Origin of the sequence: Bradyrhizobium genomosp. III (assembly GCF_000261705.1) — a bacterium.
GTDB classification, from domain to species: Bacteria; Pseudomonadota; Alphaproteobacteria; order Rhizobiales; family Xanthobacteraceae; genus Bradyrhizobium; species Bradyrhizobium ottawaense.
In genome coordinates, this window is record NZ_AJQF01000331.1 from 1 (window position 1) to 6,593 (window position 6,593).

At 66.4% G+C, this 6,593-nt stretch carries 8 protein-coding genes; 5 read left to right on the forward strand and 3 right to left on the reverse strand.

All coding sequences use genetic code 11. The features are described from left to right. Window positions 1-18 precede the first annotated feature (18 nt). Both IC66_RS0126840 and IC66_RS0126845 read right to left on the reverse strand, forming a co-directional pair. Window positions 19-1,074 (reverse strand): FAD binding domain-containing protein, encoded by a 1,056-nt coding sequence (locus IC66_RS0126840; RefSeq protein ID WP_038949754.1) that lies wholly within the window; start codon window positions 1,072-1,074, stop codon window positions 19-21. Then, window positions 1,071-1,568, reverse strand: a complete 498-nt coding sequence (locus IC66_RS0126845; protein WP_038949755.1) for a (2Fe-2S)-binding protein — start codon at window positions 1,566-1,568, stop codon at window positions 1,071-1,073. Before IC66_RS0126845 ends, IC66_RS0126840 begins: the two co-directional genes overlap by 4 nt. A 252-nt stretch (window positions 1,569-1,820) precedes the next feature. On the opposite strand from IC66_RS0126845, the gene IC66_RS0126850 reads away from it, so the two are divergent. After that, window positions 1,821-2,459, forward strand: coding sequence for a TetR/AcrR family transcriptional regulator (locus IC66_RS0126850; RefSeq protein ID WP_038949756.1), 639 nt, complete (start codon window positions 1,821-1,823; stop codon window positions 2,457-2,459). A gap of 66 nt (window positions 2,460-2,525) precedes the next feature. Then, window positions 2,526-2,933 (forward strand): DUF4864 domain-containing protein, encoded by a 408-nt coding sequence (locus tag IC66_RS0126855; RefSeq protein ID WP_038949757.1) that lies wholly within the window; start codon window positions 2,526-2,528, stop codon window positions 2,931-2,933. Here IC66_RS0126855 and IC66_RS0126860 read toward each other — a convergent pair. Beyond that, a complete protein-coding gene (locus IC66_RS0126860; protein WP_028142206.1) occupies window positions 2,930-4,195 on the reverse strand; it encodes an MFS transporter in 1,266 nt (421 codons plus the stop codon). The genes IC66_RS0126855 and IC66_RS0126860 overlap by 4 nt on opposite strands. Before the next feature lie 173 nt (window positions 4,196-4,368). Between IC66_RS0126860 and IC66_RS0126865 the strand changes: the two genes are divergently transcribed. The 3 genes from IC66_RS0126865 to IC66_RS0126875 form a co-directional block, all read left to right on the forward strand. After that, entirely contained in the window at window positions 4,369-4,791 is a 423-nt protein-coding gene (locus tag IC66_RS0126865) for a hypothetical protein (protein ID WP_244429174.1), read from the forward strand. Window positions 4,792-4,865: 74 nt separating this feature from the next. After that, entirely contained in the window at window positions 4,866-5,150 is a 285-nt protein-coding gene (locus tag IC66_RS0126870; RefSeq protein WP_028142204.1) for a hypothetical protein, read from the forward strand. Window positions 5,151-5,159: 9 nt separating this feature from the next. Further along, window positions 5,160-6,593, forward strand: a 1,434-nt coding sequence (locus IC66_RS0126875; RefSeq protein WP_038949759.1) for a TolC family protein, incomplete at its 3' end; no start/stop codon positions are given.

Here is a 6,593-nt window from a genome sequence, read left to right on the forward strand (position 1 = left end):
GCGCTGGTGAGGTTGAGCTCAGGCATGGATGGCTCCTGATGTCGAGGCAAAGGGAGAGGCCGGCAGGGCGGGCAGGCGCGCGGGCGTCCCGGCGGCGGCGAGGGTCAGCGCGCGCACGACGATGCGGCGCGCGAGCTCGATCTTGAAGGCGTTGTCGCCGGACGGCTTTGCGTCGGTAAGCGCACGCCAGGCGGCTTCCTGGAAGGCGTCGGCCGTGGGCGCGACGCTCGTGAGAACGTCCTCCGCAGCGCGGGCGCGCCAAGGCTTTGCGGCGACACCGCCAAGTGCGAGCCGCGCTTCGGCGATCCTGCCGTTCTCGATCCGCAACGCAGCCGCGGCCGAGACCACCGCGAAGGCGTAGGAGGTGCGCTCGCGAACCTTGAGGTAGCGCGCATGCGAGGCAAATTCGCGCGCCATCGGCGGCAGGCGCACCGCAACGATGAGATCGCCGGGCTCGAGCGCGGACTCGCGCTCGGGCGTATCGCCGGGCAGGCGATGTAGTTCGTCGAGCGCGATCTCGCGCCGGCCGCCCCGGCCCTCGATCTCGACGACCGCACCGAGCGCGACCAGCGGCACGCAGAAATCGGAGGGATGCGTGGCGATGCAGCTCTCGCTCCAGCCGAGCACCGCGTGGGTGCGGTTCTCGCCGCCGCGGGCGTCGCAGCCGCTGCCGGCCTCGCGCTTGTTGCAGCGGCTGGCAGTGTCGTAAAAATACGCGCAGCGCGTCCGTTGCAAGAGATTGCCGCCGACGGTCGCGGCATTGCGCAGCTGCGCGGATGCGCCGGAGAGCAGCGCTTCGACGACGGCCGGATAGGACCTCGCGAAGTCCGCATCATGCGCGAGATCGGCGTTGCTCACCAGGGCGCCGACGCGCAGGCCGCCATCGGCGAGGCGCTCGATGCCGTCGAGCCCTTCGAGATGCGTGACGTCGACGAGACGATCCGGACGGCTGACGCCGCCTTTCATCAAATCGAGCAGATTGGTGCCGGCGGCGAGATAGACGGCGCCGGGCTGGGCCGCCGCGGCAACGGCCTCGGTGACGGTGGTCGGCCTGACATAATCGAACGGTTTCATGCGGAGCGCCTCTGTTTGGTTTCGTCAGCGCGTCCTTGCGCGTCGAGCACGGCATCGACGATGCCGGCATAGGCGCCGCAGCGGCACAGATTGCCGCTCATGCATTCGCGGATGCGTTCGGGATCGTTGCCGGCCTGCGCTTCCTGCATCATGCCGATCGCGCTCATGATCTGGCCGGGCGTGCAGAAGCCGCACTGAAAGCCGTCATGGGCGATGAAGGCGGCCTGCACCGGATGCAGCTGGTCGCCGCGCGCAACGCCCTCGATGGTGAGGATATCGGCTCCGTCATGACTGACCGCGAGCGCGAGGCACGAGTTGATACGCTTGCCGTCGACCAGAATTGTGCAGGCGCCGCACTGGCCGCGGTCGCATCCCTTCTTGGTTCCGGTGAGATGGAGGCGCTCACGCAAGAGATCGAGCAGCGTGACGCGCGGATCGTCGAGGACGAAGTCGCGCCGCGCACCGTTCACGGTGAGGCTGATGGAGTGGTTCATACAAGGCTCCGATCAGATTTGGACATGAGTGATCGCGCAGCGCGCCACCGCCGTGGCCGCCGTCGATCTACGTTGACGCGGGCAGAAGCCGGCCAACATCCAGGCGAAGATACGGAGGCTCCCTCCGCTTAACAAGGGCCGGTGGAAAAATATTGGAATTGGTCAAAAGCCCATGCGCCACCAACGCGATGCAGCCCGGCAAGGGTTCAACAAGGGTTCAATCTAACCAATTCGTGATCTACATTGCCCGATATGGACGACCACAGCGACCAGACCCGGAAGCCCCGCGCCGATGCCGTGCGCAATCGCGAGCGCGTGCTCGAAGCCGCCAAGGCCGTTTTCAACGCGGGCGGCCCGGAAGCGAGCCTGGAGGCCGTGGCCAAGCGCGCCGGCGTCGGCATCGGCACGCTCTATCGGCATTTTCCGACGCGCGAGGATCTGTTCGAGGCCGTGTACCGACGCGAGGTCGAGCAGCTCAGCGAGCTTGCCGAACAGTTGAAGAGCGCCAAGGATCCGGTCGAGGCGCTGCGGCGCTGGCTGCAATCCGCCGTCGAATTCGTCGCCACGAAAAAAGGCATGCTGGCCGCGCTGGCGCTGGCGTATCAGAGCTCGTCGGAACTTGCCGTTTTCTCGATGGACCGGCTGACCAAGGCGATCGGCTCGCTGCTCGAGCGCGCGGTCGCGGCCGGCCAGATGCGCGCCGATATCAGCCCGGAGGACCTGCTGCGGGCGTTTTTCGGGATGTGCTACATGCACGATCAGCGGGGGTGGCAATCCTCGGTGCTGCGCCTGCTCGACGTGTTCGTCGACGGGCTGCGGGTGCAATCCGCTGCCAAGACCAGGGCGCGCGTGGCCAAGCCAGCGAAGCCGGCGGTGAAACGGAAGCGATAGCGCGCCCGTATTTCCCTGAGGTCATGCTAGGATCAGCATTGCCGGGATTTCAACGCGGAGCCTGTCATGCGCATTGCCGCCTTGCTGGTCGCTATCAGCATTATCTTCAGCTCCACCGCAGCCTTTGCCGACGATATTGCCTCGGCGCAGGGCGTCATCCGCGCCCAGGAGCAGGCTTTTGCGCGCGACGATGCGGCCGCGGCCTATTCCCACGCCGCGCCGGCGATCAAGGAGATCTTCCCCGCACCTGGCGCCTTCATGTCGATGGTGCAAAGCGGTTATGCGCCGGTCTACCGGCACAAGAGTTTCGAGTTCGGAGACAGCAAGAGCGAAGGCGGCTGGATCGCACAGCGCGTTCATATCATCGACGCCAATGGCGAGGCGTGGGAGGCCCTGTACACGCTCGAGCAGCAGGCGGACGGCAGCTACAAGATCACCGGCTGCTCGCTGCTGAAGGCGGGACAGGCGGCTTAGGTTGCAAAGCCCGGTCCGGTCCTGGCCGACTTCATCCGCGAGCGGATCAGCAGCGTCAGGACGATGCCGATATTGAGCGCGTTCCACGCCACACCGTTCGCGAACGCCGCGGCGTAGGAACCGGTCGCATCGAAGATGATGCCCGACACCCAGCCGCCGAAGGACATGCCGAACACCGAGGCGAAGATCACGATGCCGACGCGCGTTGCGGCTTCGCTCGCCGGCATCGCCTCGCGCACGATGATGGCGTAGCTCGGCACGATGCCGCCCTGGAACAGGCCGAACATCGCGGAGATGAGATAGAGCGAGGCGAGGCTGTCGAAGAACAGATAGAACACCAGCGCGAATCCCTGCGCCAGCGATCCCACCAGCAGCGTGCGGATGCCGCCGATCTTGTCGGCGAGGAAGCCCGAGCCGATCCGGCTGACGATGCCGCAGGCCATCATCAGCGACAGCATCTCGGCGCCGCGGGCCACGCCGTAGCCGAGATCGCCGCAATAGGCGACGATATGCACCTGCGGCATCGCCATGGCGACACAGCAGGAAATGCTGGCGATCGAGAGCAGCACCGTCAGCGTGTTGGTCGACAGCTTGAGATCGACGCGCGGCGGCGGCGCATTGGCGTGGTCGTGGACCTTGTCGTGACCTATCTGCGCGCGCAGGACCAGCACGAGGATCGTCATCAGGCTGACGCAGACGAGCCCGATGCCGATATGAGTGTAGCGCCAGCCAACCTCCTGCATGCCCCAGTTCACGATCGGGGGCCACATCGTTCCCGCGAAATAATTGCCGCTCGCGACGATGGTCACGGCGAGGCCGCGATAGCGCTCGAACCAGTGCGAAGCCTCCGCCATCAGTGGCGCGAAGGTCGCCGACGTTCCGAGCCCAATCAGAAAATAGGCTGCCACGAACTGCCAGAGTTGTCCGGACAGCCCCGCGAGCACATTGGCAACGCCGAGGAAGGCGATGCTGATCGCCATTGCCGGCACGATGCCGAACCGGTCGGTGATCTTGCCGGCGATCACGCCGCCGAGCCCGAAGCCGAACATCATGAGGGTGAAGGCCAGCGACACCGCGCCGCGGGTGGCGGAGAATTCGGTCTGCACCGCGGGAAGCATCACCACGATCGCCCACATGCCGACGCCACCGATCGAGCCGATCACCAGCGCAAGCACAAGCCGTATCCAGGCCTGACGGGAATCAGGGCTGAATGTTCCAGGCGTTTGTCCGGAGTGATTTGGCGCGTGCACGGGGCGGAACATGGCCCGCGGATCGTCACAGGGTCAAGCATCGTGGCGCGATATTGGGCATGCGCGGTGCACTGCGGTAAGAAGCAGCTTGGCGAACGCGCGATTTGCCATTAGTTTGCAATCCGCGTGAGCAAATCGCCGCGCGAAAGCATGTCGGCGGAATGTTGCTGCGATTGACACGATCGATGCGGATCAAGGTGGGACGCTTCATTGCCCTCGCCTATCTGTTTTGCGTGCTCGCGCCGGCGGCAAGCCTCGCCTGGGGCAGCGGCCCGGCGCCGTGTCTCGATGAGACCTTGCTGGCCGATCTCGCACCGGTGCATCAGCAGATGCCGGGCGGTCACATGCACGACGGCAGCTCGCACGATCACGCGGCGGCACACGCGCATCACCAGGCCGCTGCGCAGGACGCGCCCGCTTCTTCGCATCATCATGGCGGCAAGGGCACGGCCGGACCGTGCTGCGCGATGATGTGCATCAGCGCGCTGCCGGCCGATCTGCCTGGCTTCGCCAAGCCGGTTCAGCCCGTCTCCGCCTGTGCCCCCGAGATCGTGGCCAGCCTGCACAGCACGGCGCCGCCCCTGCACTACCGCCCTCCCATCGCCTGATCTGACACGACGATTTCGGGCCGAGCGCGCGTTTGCGCGCGCGGACCTGTGGTCTTTCAGATCAGGGATGAAGCATGCTGACGCTTTCCGTGGCGACGTCCGCCGCCGCATCTACGGCGCGAGGACGACACTTTCGATTCCATTGGCCGTTGCTGGCCGCACTTGCGCTGGCGCTGTCCGGCTGCATGCCGGCAACGACGCAAGTCGCCGGCGCCGATCCCGCTGATCCCTCGGCGAAGGTCGCGCCTGTCGGCTATGGGTCGACCATTGCGCCCTACACCAGCCTGCGGCCTGCAGCGCCGGCGCCATGGCGCGACCGCAACGAGGCCGTGACGCCGCAGCCGAAGCAAGACCGGTAGGAGCGCGCCATGACACATCAATTCGCGCGAGGCCTGCTCGTTCTCGCCACGCTCAGCCTTTGCGCACCCGGTCTTGCCGGCTGCGCCGCGTTCTCGCCCGACAGCGGCATGAGCGCGGTCTCCGAGCTGACGAGCCAGACCATCAACAAGGATGTCGCCTTCGTTCGCACGCCCGAGGGAGCGGGCGTGGTCGACGCGCGCGTTCGCCAATTATTGTCGCGGACGCTCGGCGTGGACGCCGCCGTTCAGGTCGCACTGCTCAACAACAAGGGATTGCAAGCCGTCTATAACGAGCTGGCGCTGGCCGAGACCGATCTGGTCGAGCAGAGCCTGCCGTCCAATCCCGTGTTCTCGATCTCGCGGATCTCAGGCAACGGCGCCAGCGAGATCGAGCGCCAGGTGGTCGGCGACATCCTAGCGCTCGCCACCCTGCCGTTCCGCTCCGACATTGCCCGCGACCGGTTCCGCCAGGCGCAGTTGCGCGCGGCGCTGGCGACGTTGCGGCTCGCCGCCGACGTCCGCGGCACCTACGTGCGTGCTGTCGCCGGCAACGAGATGGTGGCGCTGCTGACGGATGCGAAGGCGACGGCGGAATCGACCGCACAGCTCGCGGTCAAGCTCGGCGAGACCGGCTCGCTCAACAAGCTCGACCAGGCCCGCGAGCAGGTGTTTTACGCCGAGACCACCGCCGACCTCGCCACCGCGCGCCAGGCTGCGGCGAGTGCGCGCGAAAGGCTCGCGCGGCTGATGGGATTGTGGGACGTCGGCCTCGACTTCCGTCTGCCCAATCAATTGCCGCCGCTGCCGCGCCGGCCGCAGGCACTGCCCTTGATCGAGGCCGATGCGGTGGCCCATCGCATCGATCTACAGATCGCCCGACTGGATCTGACGGCGCTGGCGAAATCGCTGAACCTCACGGAGGCGACGCGCTTCGTAACCCTGCTCGATCTCGCCGGCATCTCCCGCCGCACCAGGGATCCCGAAGGCGCGCCCTTCCGCGAACGCGGATTCGACGTGCAGTTCCAGATCCCGATCTTCGACGGCGGCGAAGTCCGCGTGCGACAGGCGGCCGAGACTTACAATCTCGCCTTCAACCGCCTGACCGAGCGCGCCGTCAACGTGCGCTCGGAGGCACGCGATGCTTATCGTATCTATCGCTCGGCTTACGACGTCGCCAGCCACTACCAGCGCGAGATCATCCCGTTGCGTAAGATCATCACCGAGGAGATGCAGCTCCGCTTCTCCAGCATGCAGGTCGATATCTTTGCGCTGCTCACCGAGGCACGACAGCGTCTGGCCTCGCTGCGCGGCGCGATCGATGCCCGGCAACGTTTCTTCCTCGCCCAGTCCGACCTGCAGACCGCCGTCAATGGCGGCGGCGCGCCTGCTGCGGGCGGCGACACTTCAACCACCATCGCCGCGGCAGCGCCTGCCGATGGCGGG